This is a genomic window from Membranihabitans marinus, assembly GCF_019802045.1.
GTDB lineage: Bacteria > Bacteroidota > Bacteroidia > Chitinophagales > Saprospiraceae > Membranihabitans > Membranihabitans marinus_A.
The window spans coordinates 264,256-281,498 of the sequence record NZ_JAHVHU010000004.1; the positions used below are offsets into that span (position 1 = coordinate 264,256).

Genomic DNA, 17,243 nt, shown 5'->3' on the forward strand with positions numbered 1-17,243 from the left:
GACCATGCCTGTCTGTGACGGGCATGGTCTGTAGTTTATCGTATTCGTAAGCGCTCTGTCATTGCTTGATAATCCGACTCACTGATGATCCTTCCGGTGTCAGAATTCGCAGAAAATACAATCCACCCGGCATACCTGACATATCCAAGTTGTATTGGTTGGTTCGGATATTCCGAATACTTTTCATATAACGTCCCTGCTGATCATAAAGGTAAATCGCCTCAAAGGGATGATCCAGATCAGTCTTTATGGTACATTCCTGTTGGACAAGGGTTGGATATACTTTTAATCCAATTTCAAATTTTAAATTCTCTACGTAAGTCAGTGCGCCGAGATCCAACGCCGCATATGCTCGAGGTGCGAAGAACATCATGATGGAGTCGATGTACCGCATCGCTTTTTCCTCAGACATGGTCGGATTAGTTTTCAACCCTCCCTCAGAATTTACATTATTATCTTTATCCCAATATTGCCAGGGCGCACTGTCCACGATGGTATCACCGATTAATGGCAGCAAACCAGCTATATCTCCCCGGCGCGCTTCAGCCACCAACGTGATACTATCATCCAGTTCAAGATCAGCAAAAATCTGATTATTTCCGTAGACCGTAGCTAATGAATCCACTAAATAACTCCCTTGAACTTCGACGACCTGTTCACCGGTTGTGGGAACGATTAAGGTAAACTCTTTATAGGGTGCGTTGGGATCCGTGGGAACGTGATAGCTGATAAAAGGACCATCATCAGCGTCTAACCATGAGGTGTCCCCCATGGCACCTCCAACATTCACGGTGAGGTGAAAGTCTGAATTATAGCCGACATGATTGGGAACACTCAAAGTATCTCCATTTAAGGGATTAAAACCATAGGAAGTCCCGTAGATATCACCGTGAATCTGAGGAATAACCATCGGAATAGGTTGTCCCTGATCCGTCGTGCTGCTACTAAAGAATTTTTCTATAAGAACATCGGTGTAATCATCCAATACGGCAGCGTTCAATGATACATACCCACCGGTACCCACGCCCCAAGCCACAATTCTTGAGGTGTCAACATTGTAGGTGTTGCCATTTTCTGCTACATCTTTCTTAAAAAATCGGACGGCAGTACGCAAGTCCTGTACGCCCCGATAGGCAGCATTGATTAGGGTATTCGTCCGTTCTTCTACGGTGGGGGCCTGTGGATTCCACCCCAACCTGTAATTCATATTCGCGGCCACATACCCCATTTTAGACAGGCGTTTGGCCATTTCTATACTGGCAAGATCAGAATTTTTGTCGCCCGAGGTCGATTGATTAACCGGATAGGGTAAAAAGTTTCCGGTATGACACACCAGCACTAAGGGTCGCAATGCCGTGGTGTCCTCTACTGGTTCATATAAATCCAAAACCAAGTCTTGAAGAGTTGCTTTTCCGAGGGAGGGAACCGTAAGTATGGTATAATTCTCCCCGTATTTTATATCCTTCGTAACCTTAACTTCTTCAAAAACAGGATCCAGATATCTTTCCTGCCCCCAAAGGCTTAATCCAGTCAATAGAGCAAAACAAATAAGTAAAAATTTTTTCATGCTTTCAAATTTTAATTTCCATATAAGATAGTAATATATCCCAACCTTCCTATTCTGGGACCGCCATATGTTTGAAATTTTTGGTTATTTAACACATTAGACGCTCCGATCTTGATAGTCGTGTTTAGATTAATGAAATTCCAGTTAATTTGTACATCCAAAAGATCGTAGGTTGGAACAATTCCGGTGAATTGAGGAGAACCCTCAAATAAAAAACCTTCAATCCATTTATAATTTATGTTGAACCCCAGCTGGTGGTTTTTAAGATCCAGAGAAGGAATTTTCATTTTTCGCCCACTCACTCCCAGGTTAAATTTATGTTCCGGGGTATTAAATGCCGGAATAATAGGATCGTCTTCAAACGCTTTATTCAATTTATTCCAACTGTAATTGCCCCGCAATGCCAAAACATCATTTAGGTAATAATTTAATCCGATGGATGCACCCTGTGTGGTCACCTGGTTCGTGGAATTGGCAGAATATCGGTAAGCTTGCAATTCGTCTGTCAAACCAGTTTGTGCATCAAAGGTCCCTTTGAGACCGATTTTATAGCCAATAAAATCATTATAGATACTGTAATAATACCCAGCATCAAGATACCATTTGTTCCATAGAGATGTTCGCACGCCAGCTTCGACCGTTTTTACGCTTTCTGGTTGAATAGGATCAATCGAGAAATAGCTCAATTTATCAGTTTCTAGCGTTTTTCGATATTCATCAAACGAATCCAATGAAATTAACGAATCTACGCCATGGAGATTCCCGGATAAAATGGCACGACCAACATTAAAATCAAGGAATTGATCACTAAGTGTCGGATTGCGGATCGCACTTGAAAAAGAAAGTCGAAGATAAGTATTGTCTTTGGGTTGGTAAACCACTGATGCTGCTGGAGAGAACAACCAATTGAAATTTTCATTTTTATCCAACCGCATGGTTAAGGTGGTAGTCCATTGCTCTCTGTTGCCCCATTTATTATCCAGCCCAGAATAAATCCCGAATTCAAAATTCGTTAAGGTAACTCCGGCTGAATCATAAAAGATCGTTCCATCTGAATCCGGCCGATATTGTCGCGCATTTCCGCCCACGGTCCAGCTTTTTAAAAAAGTCGGCTCAAATTTATATTCTCCATGCAGGTGATAAAGTGCAGATTTATCGTAGAACCGGGTTCCTTTCTCTGTTGAATTGGATTTGCGTGAGATGATTCGTTGAAACACCTCCCGAAACCGATCCGTACCGGGTTCATAGAATGCCTTGGAACCATTGTTCACCGGACTGGGCTGGTTTGCCGCCGTTTGTGCATTCTGATGCCATTCTTTTAACAAATCCTGGTTCGCATCCAACCACATTTGCGCTGCATCACGATCAAAAGAGGTAATAATATTACCACTTTCATCAACATCAATTTGCAACTCCGGATAACCCAGTTCAACTGGCTTTTTGGCATAATTGCTGCGGTAATAATTCGTGTAATCGGCAGACCAGGTCGTTTCATCCTTGGCTTGTTCCTGAAGACGCAATGCCGTAAAATAGGGATCAAAACTATCTCCGGCGTCATCAATGGTCATATAGGCTCTGAGAAAATATTTGTCCTTCTTTTTGAATTCCAGGCGATTCTGCAAAAATAAAATATTCCTTAGACTAAATCGGTTATCACCCTGATAGACGGTCGTCCCGTTACCGAGCGAGGAAGATACAATTATTTCCGGGCTCAGGTACTCCGCATCGGGATTCGTCCGAAAATGTAGCGCGACATTTCCTTTGATATTTTTGGTATCATAATCGACCAAGTCGGTTTCCTTATATCCACGTCGATGCCAAATGCCCATGCCCACAAATCGCCATGGCGGAGCTGTAGTCAAGTCATTGCCAGGGTAGTATTCATCTCCATAAATGTTAACTGCATCATATCCGCCAGGATTCCCCACACCGGCTTCCGTGTCGAATACGGGATTATAATTCTCCGCTTCCCAATCATCTGCTCGTAAAAATGAAAAATTCATTTTGTACGCCATCCACGCGTCACCCTGATCATTGCGTAATACGTGGCCCCATCGAACAGCTGTTTCCAGCATGTTCCGTTCACCGCCTTTTACATAGGCAGATAAACCATGGTGAAAGAAAGGATCTTTTGTTTCCATGGATATCACCCCATTGAAAGCATTTGGTCCATAGTATGCTGAACTGGCTCCTACGATAATATCTACTTTTCGAACATCCAACTCTGATGAACCTAGAAAATTTCCTAATGAAAAATTTAGACCCGGTGCCTGATTATCAACCCCGTCAATGATCTGTAGCGAACGTACCGGGCTGGTACTGTTAAAACCTCGGGTATTAATTATCTTAAATCCCAGACTGGCAGCCGTCAAATCGACCCCTTTTAAAGCGCCTAACCCATCGTAAAAATTGGTGGAAGCTGTTTCCTTTATTGCATTTAAATCCAGCGATTCAACGGTAAGCGGAGCGGTTTTTTGCTTCTCCGTCAACCTTTCACTCTTGATCACTACACTTCCCAGGTTAATAGATTGGGAATTCATAGCAATATTCAGTGGCGGATCATTTTGCGCATAGTTAACCTTCATGTTTTCATAACCGACATAACTTAAGATTAATGTCAGTGGAGGATTGAGTTCTGTCTCCAGACGAAACACACCGTCCCAATCTGTCACCGTGCCGACCTCGGTGTTTTCAATACGAACATTGGCTCCAATCAATGGTTCTCCATCTTGGGCATCCACGATTTTTCCGCGTATTATCGTCTGAGCGGATAGCGTGCCGGCACCGATCATCAATAAAAGAAATACGCCAATTTTTATTTTATTCAAATAATTCAATTTTTGATAATTTCTAAAATGACAGATCATTCCAGTAATCGATAATAATCAAATCACATTTTCATTTCTATAGATTGCAACTTCGATAATTCTAATTGCCAACAAAATAACTATTTTGACTTAAAAAGTGCTTATTTTAGATATTTTTTGACCCAAATTCAAGAAAATAGTTTTCATGGTCTCTTGATTCTGCATTCTTCGTAGCCAATTTGAATTGTAAGCCTGGCACCATAGGCTTACTCGATATATTCAATTCAAGGAGGTCTTCGACAAGTTTTACCCTGTTATATAAACCGTATAAATTGTAGTTTGTGGTGGTATATTTTGAAAAGGGATTAAAAATAATTTTAAATTTATTGACAATCAGTCAATTGTCAAAATATTCGTTTTATGGCAAGTAATCAATAAAAAAAGCCCTCCTAAAAGGAAGGCTTTTTACATTTTTGTATTGTATAAATACATTCGTAAAACCAGTTTTGGGAGTCCGGCCTTTAGGATGTTTATACTACTTGTTCTTTGCTAATGTAGCAAATATCTTTAACAATTCAAAGCCGAAGATCAATTATGAATCTTTTGATCTCCGAGCCATTTCATCTCTGATTTTAGCTGCTTTTTCATAGTCTTCTTTTTGTATGGCCTCTTCTAGCATTTTATTGAGCGTATCGACAGAATATGATTCCAGGCCTTTTCGCTTTCCTTTTTTTGGTGGTGGTGCTGTCTTTTTACTCTCCTCGTCACCTTCCAGGATTACTCCGGCAGATTCGAGAATGAATTCATAAGTGAACACCGGACAATTAAAACGAACTGCCAATGCCAATGCGTCACTGGTACGAGAATCAACTTCGATCAATTTATTGTCATGCTGACAAATCAATTTCGCATAAAACACCCCATCAAGTAAATCATTAATAATGATTTCTTTGAGGTCAATTTCAAAGATATTGAGGGTGTTTTTAAACAAATCATGGGTCAAAGGCCGGGTTGGGGACATTCGCTCCATAGCTACGGCAATGGCTTGCGCTTCAAAACCTCCAATCACAATGGGAAGTCTCCGTACTCCTTCCTGTTCTCCTAAGACCACAGCATAATTATTGGACTGGGTCACGGAATGAGATAATGCGATAATATCTAATTCTATTTTTTTCATTCAGTTCTAATATATAACACTCACGTCAAATATTAAAAAATACTTTCAGATAACCACCATAATGACCAGGCAAATATCAGAAACATCACTTTCCTGATCCCTTAGGATGTACTCTCGCCCCCCCGATCGATTCTATATTATTCTGATTTAAATTTCCGGACTGCATCAGTGAGTCGTGGAAGAACCTCAAAAAGATCCCCAATCACACCATAATCGGCCGCTTTGAAAAAGGGAGCTTCAGGATCTTTATTTATAACTACGATTGTTTTGGAATTGTTCACGCCACCTAAATGTTGAATGGCACCCGATATACCTGCGGCTATATATAGATTAGGGCGGATGGTAACCCCGGTTTGGCCGACATGTTCATAATGTGGTCGCCAGTCCGAATCTGCCACCGGCCGTGAGCAAGCCGTTGCAGCACCAAGTGCATTGGCCAAATCTGTTACTAAGTTCCAATTTTCAGGTCCTTTTAATCCTCTTCCTCCTGAAACAACCAACTCCGCCTCAGGTAGAGGAATATCATCGGTGACTGTTTTCCGTTCGATGATCTTTATGGCAGAAGATTGATCTCCTCCATATGATTCTACGTGAACACCATCGACTGGTTTTTCTTCTGTTGCAATGGAATTACTTTGAATAGCTAAAATTGCACAGGAATTCTCAATCGTCACCTCGGCGGTAGCTTTTCCCGCAAATACGTTTACCGGAACAGTCAACGGGTCTACCGAAAGCGGCAAACCGGATACCGAGGTAGCTATGCCGCCACCACATTGAACAGCCACTTGTCCGGCTATATTTTTCCCCGTCGAATTAAAAGGGATAATGACAACTTTGGCATTTTTTTGAGTTGCAATTTCACTGATTACTTGAGCTGTTGACTGACTATCTCCAAGGGGTACATCCGAATAAGTCACGACCTGACTAATACCGTGGTGTTGGATCGTATTCTGATCAAAATCCGGATCATTTACGATAGCAATCACCTCAGAACTTAAAGACTCTGATAATTTGACGCCATAAGTCATGGCTTCGCGTGTGAATTTTTTGAATCCATCATCGCTGTATTCACAAAATACTAGTACTGACATTATTATCTGGTTTTTAATATGTTCTTAAATTACTTTGGCTTCTTCATGCAACAAACGAACTAGTTCATCCATATCTTCCGGATCAACATAGGTTATTTTCTTTTCCTTGGATGGTAAATGAAATTTATTCATGGATGATTTGGATTCATAGGATTCCGGTTCGACCACATCGATTGGTTTTCTTTTGGCCATCATAATTCCTCTCATGTTGGGAATTCGTTGTTCAGCTAGATCTTTAGTAGCACTGACCACCAATGGCAAAGAAGCTTGCACGATCTCGACCCCACCCTCTATTTGTCGGGTGATCGTAGCCTCTTTATTTGTCACATCCAAATGGGATGCGATTCCCACAAATGGGAGTTTCAAGTGCGCGCTAAGCATTGGAGGAACCATGCCGCCATTGTAATCCACCGTTTCCTGCCCTGTGAATATGAGATCATACTCCATAGTCTTGAGCTGGTTGGCCAATAAAAAAGCAGTGGTTTCGGCAGATTCCGGTTCATGATTGATCCGAATGGCCTGATCAGCTCCAATAGCCAATGCTTTGCGAATAATCTGATCAGATGCTTCTCCACCTACATGAAGCACGGTCACATCCCCACCATGTTGCTCTTTCAACTCCAGGGCTCGCACTAAGCCGTACCATTCGTCATACGGATTCATGATATATTGCACCCCCTGATCGTCAAAGGCGGTGTTGTCGTCATTAAATTTAATTTTTGCAGTGGTCTCAATGGCCCGTGCTACACATACTATTATTTTCATAAGTCAATCAATTTTATAATCTTATATTTGCTCGTGGTAAAGATATTAAATATGAATTTGAATAAGTCAAATTCCATATGATAATTTTTATGATACTGTATTTCAACTACTTATAATTAACCATGAGTCAAAAAATAATCAATAAGCTTTTGGAAGCTGCCCAGGAAGACACCACAAATCCTTTTCCTCATTTTGCGCTTGCCAAAGAATATCAAAAAGTCAATGATCTCGTTTCAGCCGAAAACCATTTTCGCCATCTGATCAATAATTTTCCAGAATATGGAGGTACTTATTATCATTTTGCCCTTTTTCTGATTGAAAAGAACCAACCTGAGGAGGCTATTGAAATCATTAATGCCGGTCTCCCCGTCCTTCAAAGTGCAGGAGAAACCAATCTTTACAAGGAACTCGCTGGGTTAAAACATGAATATTTTGAATGAAAGCATCCCATAAACAGTCAGTAATATGGATGGTCCATAAATTATTCTATCTCTCCTTCAAACACTTTTGTCGCCGGACCGATAAGCCATATATCCTCAAAATTACCATCACTTACTAAAAACCGGACTGCCAGATTTCCTCCTTTCGTTTGTATATTCACTTCATGTTGACCTTGTTCTGTTTGGCCGCTCAATACATACTCACCCAACGCACTGGCAGTCACTCCAGTACCGCAGGAATAGGTCTCATCTTCCACGCCCCTTTCATAAGTAGCTACGATAACTTGGTTTTCACCGCTTTGTTCCACAAAATTAACATTGATCCCGTCTTCTGCGAATCGAGGTGAAAACCGGATTGCTTTACCAGCTTCCACGATGTCAAGATCACTCAAATCTTCGACCAATGTCACATAATGTGGTGATCCGGTATCCAAAATAACCATTTGCGTTCCTATCTCTATATTGGATATATCCGCCATTTCCAGCTCCACTTTTCCTATTTCGGAATGAAACCTGGCACGATGAATTCCGTCGTAAGCCATAAAACTACATTCTTTTCCTTCAAAAAATCCCGCTTCATACGCAAATGCCACCGCACATCTGCTCCCATTTCCGCACAAACTACCCGGTCTCCCGTCGGAATTGTAGTACAACATCTCAAAGTCGGTCTCACTGTGGCTGCGAATAACAATAAATCCGTCCCCTCCGATGCCAAATCTGCGATCACATAATTTTTTGATGGTTTCGTAGTCTGAAAGGTTAAGCTTTTCCACGTCTCCATTAACCACCACAAAATCATTCCCTGTTGCCTGATATTTTACAAATTTCATTACTGAATAATTTTAATCTGTTCGGGATCTTCCTGGACGACATGTGGACTATCACACATTTTCAGACTGATCATAGCCAGAAACACGAGCAATATAAATATCAAAGAAATCTTGTTGTATTTCCAGCCCCAGATATTATAAAATATCGGCTTACCTTCTTTTTTTTCTTCAGTCATAAGTTCATCTGGCTTCTTAGCAATTTAAAAATAATTTTACTCACAATAAACCTCAAAAATAGATGTCAGGTTCGTCACTAATCATCAGTAAATGCGAAGTTGATAAATTCTGAGCTGGTTTGTCAAATTTGAAATGAATTTTTACAAAAAACCTACAAATAGCCATAAACCCGACGTTTATAAATATCTTTGAAACAATATTTATGAAGAATAGTTTGTCCATATTAATGACAGCCGTTCTGGCGTCCTTTATTACCATCGCGTTGTTCAAGTATTTTGAAGAACCGGAGACCATTATTATCCGGGAACGCATACCGGCTACACGTTTTCCGGAAAACCCGCCCATTCCCCAATCTGCTTTTAATCGACAAATAGCGCCTGTGAAAACACCGGAACCCAACAAAGAAATATTTGAAAATGGGTTGCGTTCTCTGGTTCAGATTAAATCAGGGAAAAAGGAATGGTTTGGAAAATTTTACTCCAACCAGGTAAATCAAAACGGCTCAGGGGTTATTATCTCCGAGAATGGATACATCTGCACGAATTATCACGTCATTGAAGGCGCAGATGACATCAAAGTGGTGCTGTGGAACAAAGATATTTTGCCGGCCGAAATAGTAGGTTATGATGCTAAAACAGACCTGGCGTTGCTCCGGATCCAGGCAGATAACCTCACCTATAGTCGTTTTGGCAACTCAGATATACTGCACACAGGACAAAAAATTTACGCGCTAGGACATCCATTCCGCATGGAAGCCACCGTGACCGAAGGGATCATAAGCGGTCTTCATCGCCAGCTTGGGCTCAGCAAAAATCCCAATGTGATTGAGTCATTCATTCAGACCGATGCCGTGATCAACCCAGGGAATAGCGGCGGCGCCTTAATCAATAAAAATGGTGAACTTATAGGGATTAACACGGCCATTCTAACCCGTTCTGGAAATTTTGAAGGATATTCCTTTGCTATACCATCGAATCTTGCCCGGAAAATTCTTACCGATTTACGCACTTACGGTTATGTAAACCGGGGTCTGCTGGGTATTCGGGCCACCTATCAAAAGATTCCAGTTGACAATCGAATAGGAGAACGCACTTCGGCCATACGGATCGAAGAAGTAGAAAAAAACACACCAGCCCAATGGCATGGTTTGGAGCTTTTTGATTATATCCTAAGCATCGCCGGTCAAGAGCTGACTTCGGTTAATCACCTTAAGGAAGCGCTATGGAGTATTGAACCAGGACGCCCTGTTTCGCTAGTTTATCAACGGGACCGCATCATAGACACCTTGGAAGTCACCCTCATCCAGGAAAGCGATAATCCAGATTACCCTTTATTGTTGAAATTTGGGATTGAAGTGCGGAATATGCAACCCATGGAGATTGATAAATACAATACGCATGGCATACGGGTGGAAAGTATTTATAAAGAAAGCATGGCTGAAACGCTCAATCTAAAGCCAGGATTTATCATTACATCCATTAATACAAAGTTTATATTGGATGTAAAAGACTTTTATAGCAAATTTGTCGAAGCGGGTGAAGACATTACGCTGGCCGGTAAATATCCGGGAGAAGAACAGACGTATTATTACAGCTTCAATATTGGGCACCTGAATTAGTGGAGTATGAGATATTACGCTATTTTTGACCGGTCAAAATACATTACTACGAATTTCTCGGAAACTTGTAACCAGTTCTGATAACCAGTAACCGATAACTAATAACTGATAAAACAATAATGGATCAATACATTGCCAAAACATATACCGGACTGGAACAAATCCTGGAAAAAGAATTAAAAGATCTGGGGGCCAACGATCTTGAAGTTCAAAAACGAGGCGTTGCATTTTCAGGTACGCCTCGCATTATGTATCGGGCCAACCTCGAATCACGTGTCGCGCTAAAAGTCCTTTCTGAATTGGCTTCATTTACCATTGAAGAAGCCCAGGACGTATACACGGAAAGCAAGAAGATCGAATGGGAAAAGATTATCCCGGAGGGCAAGACCTTCGCCATCGACACAGATGTCTTCTCGCCTTTTTTTGACAACACCATGTATGCCGCACTAGTATGCAAAGATGCTATCGTGGACCGTATAAGAGATGCCCGTGGAGAGCGGCCATCTGTTCAAAAGAAAGATCCAGATATTGATATTACACTTTATATTCGCGATAAGACTGTTGTGATATCGCTGAATTCCAGCGGACAATCTCTTCACATCCGGGGATATAAAAAATTTCCCGGCATTGCGCCACTCAGTGAGGTCCTGGCAGCGGGGTTAATCCAATTGACCGGGTGGGACGGGGAAAGCCCCTTTCTGAATCCAATGTGTGGAAGTGGATCGTTACTGATCGAGGCACATCGGTATGCCCGAAATATCCCTTCTCAGATCAACCGGAAAAGTTTTAGTTTCCAACATTGGCCAGGCTACGATGAAGAACGATGGGAACTCATCATGAAGGGCGCAAAAATGCGGGTTAACCGCACAAACAATCCTGAAATTATAGGGTTTGATTACAATGATGATACCGTTCAGGGTGCAAAGAAAAATACTCGGACCGCCGGAAGCTTTCGATCGATTCAGATATACAATCACGATTTTTTCAAGTATGAGCCCCCCCTCGAAAAAGCGACGGTAATTGTCAATCCACCCTACAATGTTCGGTTGCGTGTAGATGACACGATCCGGTTTTACAACCAGATCAACAATATGCTTTACCGCCATTATAAAAATTATGACAACTGGATTATTTGTCCGGCTGAAGTCAATCTCCGAAGAGCCGGTTTCCGGGTTGAAAAATCATATGTAGTATTCAACGGACCCATTCAATGTCAGTTTGCCAAACTCAGTTTCGCCAGTAAGCGCAATAATAGATCAGGGGATCCTAGTCATCGGAAGAATCGAAATTTTAAAAATAAGGATGCACAACGTGGTCAGAAATCAAGGCCGACCTCTTCCCGCGCTAATAAAAACCGGCGCCGTTAGTACATCGTGGCAAAGAAATCCAATCAACACTTCAGTTTGTCCGGCTTGGGGCGAACCAAGCAGCTATTGAGCGTTAATTTCTTGCAAAATATAATACTCCAACACCTTTAAGCCGGAATCGTAATTTGAAAAGTTATTGACAATAATATCGACTTTGTTGTAATAGGGTTCTATATATGCCTTGTAAGCAGGAAATACGTGGTGTTCATACCGATACAACACATCTTCCAATGGATAATTTCGTTCCATTTGGTCACGAATAATCCGTCTGGAGAGCCGTTGACTATCCGAAGCGTGAATAAAAACCCTCAGATCCAGTAAATCCCAGATGGGTTGGTGAGAAAATATAAAAAGACCTTCCACCAAGATCACTGGCGCCGGATGAACCTCGATGATACCCGGTTGTATTTTTGGATTGTTGAACGTATATTCTTGACGAGTGATTTTTTGTCCGGCTTTTAACTGAATCAGGTCATTGGTAAATGCATCCAGATTAATGCTATACGGCAAGTCAAAATTTTGAACTCCTTTTCCGTCGATTTTTTGCTCTTCGCGGGGTTTGTAATAATTATCTTGTGATATAAAAGCGACTTGCGTTGGATCAAATTTTTGACGAAGTTCGTTGAGGAACATGCTTTTTCCGGAACCGCTTCCTCCGCTTATTCCAATGATAGTTGTTGTCATGATGGTGTGCTGTTGCCCTTTTTACGGCACAAGATATTATTTTTATACGCGAGCTCCAGCCCATCGGTAAAAAATATGCGGAAATTGAAAATTTATACCAAAATTCAAGAGAAACCAAAGGGAGTTTTATAAGTTTAACCTAATTTTCAAAATACCGATGTAACGATGCATCGACCGTGCGCCATGAAGTTAATGACATATTATCGACATTTACGCACCTTAATATTGTTCTTAACCTTAACGTCAACCGTAATCTCATCACATGACATTTGAAGACCTGTACCGTGGATTAATAGGGATGATTTTTCTATTATTCATCTGCTACCTATTTAGCAGGAACCGGAAAAACATCAATTGGCGCCTGGTTATTGCCGGCATATTCTTACAAATCATCCTGGCTATACTGATCCTACAGGTTCCATTTGTACGTACATTTTTTGAGATCATTGTCAATTTTTTTGTCATGATGATCGAGGCAATTGAAGAAGCATCCATCTTTCTGTTTGGGGATCTGGCCCGACCGGAAAAAACCTTCGGATTTGCATTTACGGTGTTGCCCACGATTATATTTTTCTCCGCCTTATCCTCCCTGCTTTACTATCTGGGTATCCTCCAAAAAGTGGTCTATGGATTTGCCTGGCTGATGAACCGTCTCATGGAATTGAGTGGCCGGGAGAGCCTGGCGGCTGCAGCGAATGTTTTCATTGGCCAGACGGAAGCCCCTTTGGTGATCAAACCGTATCTGGAAAAAATGACCCGTTCAGAAATCATGTGTCTGATGACCGGAGGTATGGCGACCATCGCAGGGGGTGTTTTTGGAGCTTATCTGAGTATGTTGGGTGGAGACTCGGCCGCTGAAAAGGCCACCTTTGGGATGCATCTGCTTACTGCTTCTATTATTTCGGCTCCTGCTGCCATCATAGCCGCTAAAATGCTGGTTCCGGAAAATGAACCCGAGCAGCTCGATAAGAATCTGGATATCCCACCAAGTGAAGCTGGATCCAATGTTCTAGAAGCCATCACCAATGGGACGACCGACGGGTTAAAACTCGCCGTGAATGTAGGCGCAATGTTGCTTGCTTTTATGGCATTTGTTTTTTTTATTAACCATTTGTTGGGCTGGGCGGGTGATGTCGTCCATCTTAATGCCTACATCGTCCAAGTGACCGATGGTACCTATGACCGTTTATCGTTGGAATACGTTTTTGGCTTGCTATTCTCTCCCATTTCATGGATGATTGGTGTGCCCGGGCAAGATATCGTTGCCGTCGGTCAAATGCTGGGCGAAAAAACTATTCTCAATGAATTCTTTGGGTATCTCACTTTAACGGATATGAAAAATAGCGGCATGCTCCAGGAAAAAAGCATTATCATCGCTACATATGCTCTTTGTGGTTTTGCCAACTTTGCATCCATCGGCATTCAAATTGGCGGCATCGGAGCGATTGCTCCCGGTCAAAAGAAAAACTTGACTCAGCTGGGCGTGCTGGCTCTGGTAGGTGGCACTGTAGCTTGTTTACTCACGGCAACTATTGCGGGAGTTATAGTGAATTAGTTATTGAGTTATTTGAATCCTATTGAAATAGCTTGACAGTCTCCCTGCCTAAGGACTATAAAATGTGGAAAACTAAAATTTAATAATAACACACGGGAGGGATCCTGTGAATTTGTATTGTACATGGTAGATCATAGAGGTTGATAGTAATTTTTTCCAAATACATGTCTCCGCTAAAAAGTCTAAAAACAAGTAAGATTAACTTTGCTTTAAATATATTTGACTAGTTGGGGACCAGACCACGATTGAAATCGGAACGTAAATATTGACTTCACCATTGCAGAAATTTTACACGGCATTATCAAATTCAAATGGTATAAAACCTAGCAATAAAATAACCTCTAGACACCCTCCCTCCCCTGTTAAGCACAGGATGAATTATCAGCAAAATAGAATTTACTGAAAAAGTATCATTCCATCTACCATCTACCATCTACCATTAACTAAAGTTCCTCCAAGCCCATCGGGAGTCGCATATAAAGCACCCGATTTTCTTCATCGATTCGGTCGATCAGGGGTTCTGCCAACGGTACAAGAAGTGATTCTGACCGGTTTTCTTTGTTTACTTCCATCATCCATCCTCCCGGATATTCCTCTACAGATTCTATGGCCCCCGTTAAGGTATCCGTACTTACATCCCAAAGTTGGTAACCATCCAGTAGATTCCATGGTTGAAAATCGGTTTCGTGAGCATTTGGCATTGAATCTGGCAGATCATGTTTGCGTAGATACACATCTTGGTCTGTTAATCCTCTTGCTTCTTCACGGACCGTGATCCGCTCAAAGCTAATTTTGGATTTATCGGAATTCCATACTCGTATAAACCGAGGAACAAACATGCCATTTTCTAAATAATAAATAAACCGCTGATCCCGATCCAGAACAGACTTAAATGCCTCATCCAGGATAAGATGTACCGAGCCGTCATACCCATGCAAACCACCGGTATGACCTATTTTGATAAAGTCTTTTTCTGTCAATAAATTATTCAAGTGATATCAGTTTTTTACGAAAAATATAGCCACGTTCTGCATTCACAAAAATCGTGGTGGTATCACAAAACGCCTGAAAATCATCCACATTGGAAGAAGCGCATATGGAACTAAGATGAACCTCCTCTTTCTCAATAAGCCCCTTTTGTGGAGCATAAAATTCATTGGCCAAATAGTAAAACAATTGCTCTTCAGGTAAAATCAATCGCTGATTTCCAGCGGAGGGAATGGAAGCGGTATCCCGTTGATTGATTTGAATCACGTCATGATAAACAGCACCATCTACTTCATACTGATCCCAAAGATCCAAATACAGGTAGGACCACTCATCATAAGGTCTGATGAGTTCTCCCTGTACAAATCGGGTAATCGATGAAGCATCAAAATAAGCCGTGCCATCCCACTCATCATATAAGGTCAAGGGACTTGCCAAAGGAATAAAAGTGAGGTTCCCTTCTTTTCTTAATAGACGCGGTGGATCGTTTCGCTCATACACATAATCTATAATCTCATAGTCCCCTCCATTCATACGGGACCGATACTGACCGATTCGATACCAGGTTTCACCATGGAGATCGACGGTCTCCAGAACGCGCTCCTGAAGTATATAGCTTGCAGTGTCAATGACTATTTGCCGTAAATCCCCATCAAAATCATAGGTAATGGAGTCTATCGCATAGGTCCGAATATCCCCTACTTCCAGCGGGTAATATTCATCCAGCAGCGATGGATTGGGTGTGATATCTATGTCTTCCTGACATGAAAAAACAGTCATGACACACAGCATAAATAAAATAGATCCTATGAAAAATAATCTCATCTTAATGCTTGTGATATTAAAAAATTCTACTATCCTTGGCTATCCATCCTCTGTATGCGGAACAATATGCGTGTAATATAAAATACGTCTTATTACCTATCACTATTTTATAATGTCGGCGGTTAAAACCGCCGCTACAGAGCCTTCTGCAAATTGTGAACCCAAGGGTTAATTTTTAAAGTAGTATCATGATTTTACTAACCAGTCTACTGATGCAAGCTGAATTTTGTTTGACCCCTATCACCTAATACTTAATCCCCTATTTAATAATCACTCCTCCACCTACAACATCATCCCCCTCATAAAAAACAGCAGACTGGCCCGGTGCGACGCCACGAACATTGGTTCGAAATTCCACTTCAAGTTCGTCGTTTTTTATTCCGTTTATAACGCCCAATGACCCCTTGTCATTGTAACGAATCATGGTATAAAGATCTTCACCTACCGGAAAAGAATCATACTTCATCGGGTTTATCCGACTAACGTGCATCCCATTTCGTATAAGGTCGTCCTGATCACCGAGAACTACCACGTTGTCATCCGGACGGATGTCGGTCACATACATGGGTTTACCAAATGCTGTTCCAAGTCCTTTCCGCTGACCAATGGTAAAAAAAGGATACCCGTCGTGGGTACCAATGACATTACCCTGCACATCCAGAAATTTGCCCCCGGCGACTTGTTCTTCCAGACCATCGATTCTATTTTTCAGAAAGTTTCGATAATTATTATCCGGTACAAAACAAATCTCGTAGGAGTCCCCTTTTTTGGCCAAATCTGTATACCCCCAGTCATGCGCCATCTGCCGGACCTCCGGTTTTTGCAGTTCCGCCAATGGAAATTTTGTTCGAGCCATGCATTCCTGACTCAATCCCCAAAGTACATACGATTGGTCTTTATTGCGGTCTGCTGCTCTCGACACATAGTACCGATCATTTTCCTTGTTCAACCGAGCATAGTGACCTGTTGCGATAAACTCACAATCCATTGCGTCTGCGCGTCGCAACAAGGCGTTCCACTTGATGTGCGTGTTGCACAGGATACATGGATTAGGAGTACGACCGGACATGTACTCATCTACAAAATCATCAATGACATAGTCCCCGAATTCATCCCTGATATCTATGATAAAATGATGAAAATCCCGATCCACGGCTACCTGTCGGGCATCATTGATGCTATCCAGGCTGCAACATCCCGTTTCTTTTTTACTGCCGCCCGTATTCGCATAGTCCCAGGTTTTCATCGTGATTCCGATGACCTCGTACCCTTGCTCTTGCAGCATGATCGCACTGACTGTGGAATCGATTCCTCCACTCATTGCAACCAAAACTTTTCCGTGTTTACTCATTA

15 protein-coding genes are annotated in these 17,243 nt (G+C 41.8%); 4 read left to right on the forward strand and 11 right to left on the reverse strand.

What is annotated here, in order from left to right; genetic code table 11:
• Positions 1-58 precede the first annotated feature (58 nt).
• The 5 genes from KUV50_RS04005 to KUV50_RS04025 all read right to left on the reverse strand — a co-directional run bounded on the left by KUV50_RS04005 (position 59) and on the right by KUV50_RS04025 (position 7,407).
• Entirely contained in the window at positions 59-1,567 is a 1,509-nt protein-coding gene (locus tag KUV50_RS04005) for a T9SS type A sorting domain-containing protein (RefSeq protein ID WP_222578806.1), read from the reverse strand.
• A gap of 11 nt (positions 1,568-1,578) precedes the next feature.
• Positions 1,579-4,395: a TonB-dependent receptor gene (locus KUV50_RS04010; protein ID WP_261394979.1), complete on the reverse strand. Its 2,817-nt coding sequence runs from the start codon at positions 4,393-4,395 to the stop codon at positions 1,579-1,581.
• A gap of 571 nt (positions 4,396-4,966) precedes the next feature.
• Positions 4,967-5,551 carry a bifunctional nuclease family protein gene (locus KUV50_RS04015; protein ID WP_222578808.1) on the reverse strand — a complete coding sequence of 195 codons (585 nt, stop codon included), beginning with the start codon at positions 5,549-5,551 and terminating at the stop codon, positions 4,967-4,969.
• A gap of 137 nt (positions 5,552-5,688) precedes the next feature.
• On the reverse strand, positions 5,689-6,642 hold the full coding sequence (locus KUV50_RS04020) for an electron transfer flavoprotein subunit alpha/FixB family protein (protein ID WP_222578809.1): 954 nt from the start codon (positions 6,640-6,642) through the stop codon (positions 5,689-5,691).
• A 24-nt stretch (positions 6,643-6,666) separates the two neighbouring features.
• The gene (locus tag KUV50_RS04025; RefSeq protein ID WP_222578810.1) at positions 6,667-7,407 is read right to left on the reverse strand and encodes an electron transfer flavoprotein subunit beta/FixA family protein; all 741 of its coding nucleotides are present in this window, start codon (positions 7,405-7,407) and stop codon (positions 6,667-6,669) included.
• Between the two features lie 122 nt (positions 7,408-7,529).
• On the opposite strand from KUV50_RS04025, the gene KUV50_RS04030 reads away from it, so the two are divergent.
• Positions 7,530-7,847, forward strand: a complete 318-nt coding sequence (locus tag KUV50_RS04030; protein ID WP_222578811.1) for a hypothetical protein — start codon at positions 7,530-7,532, stop codon at positions 7,845-7,847.
• A gap of 41 nt (positions 7,848-7,888) precedes the next feature.
• Here the strand turns inward: KUV50_RS04030 and dapF are convergent, their stop codons facing one another.
• Positions 7,889-8,677, reverse strand: coding sequence for a diaminopimelate epimerase (gene dapF, locus KUV50_RS04035; RefSeq protein ID WP_222578812.1), 789 nt, complete (start codon positions 8,675-8,677; stop codon positions 7,889-7,891).
• Positions 8,677-8,853 carry a hypothetical protein gene (locus KUV50_RS04040; protein WP_222578813.1) on the reverse strand — a complete coding sequence of 59 codons (177 nt, stop codon included), beginning with the start codon at positions 8,851-8,853 and terminating at the stop codon, positions 8,677-8,679. The genes dapF and KUV50_RS04040 overlap by 1 nt, the downstream gene beginning before the upstream one ends.
• A 203-nt stretch (positions 8,854-9,056) precedes the next feature.
• On the opposite strand from KUV50_RS04040, the gene KUV50_RS04045 reads away from it, so the two are divergent.
• Complete coding sequence (locus KUV50_RS04045; RefSeq protein ID WP_222578814.1) at positions 9,057-10,472, forward strand: trypsin-like peptidase domain-containing protein; 1,416 nt, start codon at positions 9,057-9,059, stop codon at positions 10,470-10,472.
• Positions 10,473-10,591: 119 nt separating this feature from the next.
• Positions 10,592-11,839 (forward strand): class I SAM-dependent RNA methyltransferase, encoded by a 1,248-nt coding sequence (locus KUV50_RS04050; protein ID WP_222578815.1) that lies wholly within the window; start codon positions 10,592-10,594, stop codon positions 11,837-11,839.
• A 63-nt stretch (positions 11,840-11,902) separates the two neighbouring features.
• On the opposite strand, the gene KUV50_RS04055 is transcribed toward KUV50_RS04050, so the two are convergent.
• Positions 11,903-12,523 (reverse strand): uridine kinase, encoded by a 621-nt coding sequence (locus KUV50_RS04055; protein ID WP_222578816.1) that lies wholly within the window; start codon positions 12,521-12,523, stop codon positions 11,903-11,905.
• Between the two features lie 262 nt (positions 12,524-12,785).
• Here KUV50_RS04055 and KUV50_RS04060 point away from each other — a divergent pair, with 262 nt between their 5' ends.
• Positions 12,786-14,078, forward strand: coding sequence for a NupC/NupG family nucleoside CNT transporter (locus tag KUV50_RS04060; RefSeq protein ID WP_222578817.1), 1,293 nt, complete (start codon positions 12,786-12,788; stop codon positions 14,076-14,078).
• 443 nt (positions 14,079-14,521) lie between these two features.
• On the opposite strand, the gene KUV50_RS04065 is transcribed toward KUV50_RS04060, so the two are convergent.
• The 3 genes from KUV50_RS04065 to mnmA form a co-directional block, all read right to left on the reverse strand.
• Entirely contained in the window at positions 14,522-15,070 is a 549-nt protein-coding gene (locus tag KUV50_RS04065) for a ribosome maturation factor RimM (protein ID WP_222578818.1), read from the reverse strand.
• Positions 15,063-15,890 carry a hypothetical protein gene (locus KUV50_RS04070; RefSeq protein WP_222578819.1) on the reverse strand — a complete coding sequence of 276 codons (828 nt, stop codon included), beginning with the start codon at positions 15,888-15,890 and terminating at the stop codon, positions 15,063-15,065. The genes KUV50_RS04065 and KUV50_RS04070 overlap by 8 nt, the downstream gene beginning before the upstream one ends.
• A 259-nt stretch (positions 15,891-16,149) precedes the next feature.
• On the reverse strand, positions 16,150-17,241 hold the full coding sequence (gene mnmA, locus KUV50_RS04075; RefSeq protein WP_222578820.1) for a tRNA 2-thiouridine(34) synthase MnmA: 1,092 nt from the start codon (positions 17,239-17,241) through the stop codon (positions 16,150-16,152).
• Positions 17,242-17,243 lie beyond the last annotated feature (2 nt).

Excerpts from the sequence above, each read along its gene's own strand:
- KUV50_RS04005 (WP_222578806.1), bottom strand. The coding sequence starts at position 1,567 with ATGAAAAAATTTTTACTTATTTGTTTTGCTCTATTGACTGGATTAAGC.
- KUV50_RS04015 (WP_222578808.1), bottom strand. The coding sequence starts at position 5,551 with ATGAAAAAAATAGAATTAGATATTATCGCATTATCTCATTCCGTGACC.
- KUV50_RS04020 (WP_222578809.1), bottom strand. The coding sequence starts at position 6,642 with ATGTCAGTACTAGTATTTTGTGAATACAGCGATGATGGATTCAAAAAA.
- KUV50_RS04025 (WP_222578810.1), bottom strand. The coding sequence starts at position 7,407 with ATGAAAATAATAGTATGTGTAGCACGGGCCATTGAGACCACTGCAAAA.
- KUV50_RS04030 (WP_222578811.1), top strand. The coding sequence starts at position 7,530 with ATGAGTCAAAAAATAATCAATAAGCTTTTGGAAGCTGCCCAGGAAGAC.
- dapF (WP_222578812.1), bottom strand. The coding sequence starts at position 8,677 with ATGAAATTTGTAAAATATCAGGCAACAGGGAATGATTTTGTGGTGGTT.
- KUV50_RS04040 (WP_222578813.1), bottom strand. The coding sequence starts at position 8,853 with ATGACTGAAGAAAAAAAAGAAGGTAAGCCGATATTTTATAATATCTGG.
- KUV50_RS04045 (WP_222578814.1), top strand. The coding sequence starts at position 9,057 with ATGAAGAATAGTTTGTCCATATTAATGACAGCCGTTCTGGCGTCCTTT.
- KUV50_RS04050 (WP_222578815.1), top strand. The coding sequence starts at position 10,592 with ATGGATCAATACATTGCCAAAACATATACCGGACTGGAACAAATCCTG.
- KUV50_RS04055 (WP_222578816.1), bottom strand. The coding sequence starts at position 12,523 with ATGACAACAACTATCATTGGAATAAGCGGAGGAAGCGGTTCCGGAAAA.
- KUV50_RS04060 (WP_222578817.1), top strand. The coding sequence starts at position 12,786 with ATGACATTTGAAGACCTGTACCGTGGATTAATAGGGATGATTTTTCTA.
- KUV50_RS04070 (WP_222578819.1), bottom strand. The coding sequence starts at position 15,890 with ATGAGATTATTTTTCATAGGATCTATTTTATTTATGCTGTGTGTCATG.
- mnmA (WP_222578820.1), bottom strand. The coding sequence starts at position 17,241 with ATGAGTAAACACGGAAAAGTTTTGGTTGCAATGAGTGGAGGAATCGAT.